This is a genomic window from Serratia sp. Nf2 (genome assembly GCF_003028435.1).
Classification (GTDB): Bacteria; Pseudomonadota; Gammaproteobacteria; order Enterobacterales; family Enterobacteriaceae; genus Serratia; species Serratia marcescens_L.
Window position 1 is genome coordinate 1 of sequence record NZ_PYTW01000031.1, and the last position, 1,576, is coordinate 1,576.

Sequence of the window (1,576 nt, forward strand, 5' to 3'; positions counted from 1 at the left end):
TATGCAACCGGATTTACCAGGTCACACCCCCTACACGCTTAAACCGGGACAACCGTCGCCCGGCTAGCCTAGCCTTCTCCGTCCCCCCTTCGCAGTAACACCAAGTACAGGAATATTAACCTGTTTCCCATCGACTACGCTTTTCAGCCTCGCCTTAGGGGTCGACTCACCCTGCCCCGATTAACGTTGGACAGGAACCCTTGGTCTTCCGGCGAGCGGGCTTTTCACCCGCTTTATCGTTACTTATGTCAGCATTCGCACTTCTGATACCTCCAGCAACCCTCACAGGCCACCTTCAACGGCTTACAGAACGCTCCCCTACCCAACAACGCCTAAGCGTCGCTGCCGCAGCTTCGGTGCATGGTTTAGCCCCGTTACATCTTCCGCGCAGGCCGACTCGACCAGTGAGCTATTACGCTTTCTTTAAATGATGGCTGCTTCTAAGCCAACATCCTGGCTGTCTATGCCTTCCCACATCGTTTCCCACTTAACCATGACTTTGGGACCTTAGCTGGCGGTCTGGGTTGTTTCCCTCTTCACGACGGACGTTAGCACCCGCCGTGTGTCTCCCGTGATAACATTCTTCGGTATTCGGAGTTTGCATCGGTTTGGTAAGCCGGGATGGCCCCCTAGCCGAAACAGTGCTCTACCCCCGAAGATGAGTTCACGAGGCGCTACCTAAATAGCTTTCGGGGAGAACCAGCTATCTCCCGGTTTGATTGGCCTTTCACCCCCAGCCACAAGTCATCCGCTAATTTTTCAACATTAGTCGGTTCGGTCCTCCAGTTAGTGTTACCCAACCTTCAACCTGCCCATGGCTAGATCACCGGGTTTCGGGTCTATACCTTGCAACTATTCGCCCAGTTAAGACTCGGTTTCCCTACGGCTCCCCTATACGGTTAACCTTGCTACAAAATATAAGTCGCTGACCCATTATACAAAAGGTACGCAGTCACACCACGAAGGTGCTCCCACTGCTTGTACGTACACGGTTTCAGGTTCTATTTCACTCCCCTCGCCGGGGTTCTTTTCGCCTTTCCCTCACGGTACTGGTTCACTATCGGTCAGTCAGGAGTATTTAGCCTTGGAGGATGGTCCCCCCATATTCAGACAGGATGTCACGTGTCCCGCCCTACTCATCGAACTCACGACCTGTGCATTTTAGTGTACGGGGCTATCACCCTTTGCTGCGCGACTTTCCAGACGCTTCCACTAACACACAAGCCGATTCAGGTTCTGGGCTCCTCCCCGTTCGCTCGCCGCTACTGGGGGAATCTCGGTTGATTTCTTTTCCTCGGGGTACTTAGATGTTTCAGTTCCCCCGGTTCGCCTCATGCCACTATGTATTCATGACATGATAGTGTGTCGAAACACACTGGGTTTCCCCATTCGGGTATCGCCGGTTGTAACGGTTCATATCACCTTACCGACGCTTTTCGCAGATTAGCACGCCCTTCATCGCCTCTGACTGCCTAGGCATCCACCGTGTACGCTTAGTCACTTAACCTCACAACCCGAAGATGTTTCCATCGTTCGCGCTGCAAACATTTGAGAGACTCTATGACAGGTTACTCTT

Annotated in this window: 1 rRNA gene; it reads right to left on the reverse strand. The window is 52.9% G+C overall.

The features are described from left to right. Positions 1 to 1,507 (reverse strand): 23S ribosomal RNA (locus C9411_RS25205); the annotation flags it as partial. Positions 1,508 to 1,576 lie beyond the last annotated feature (69 nt).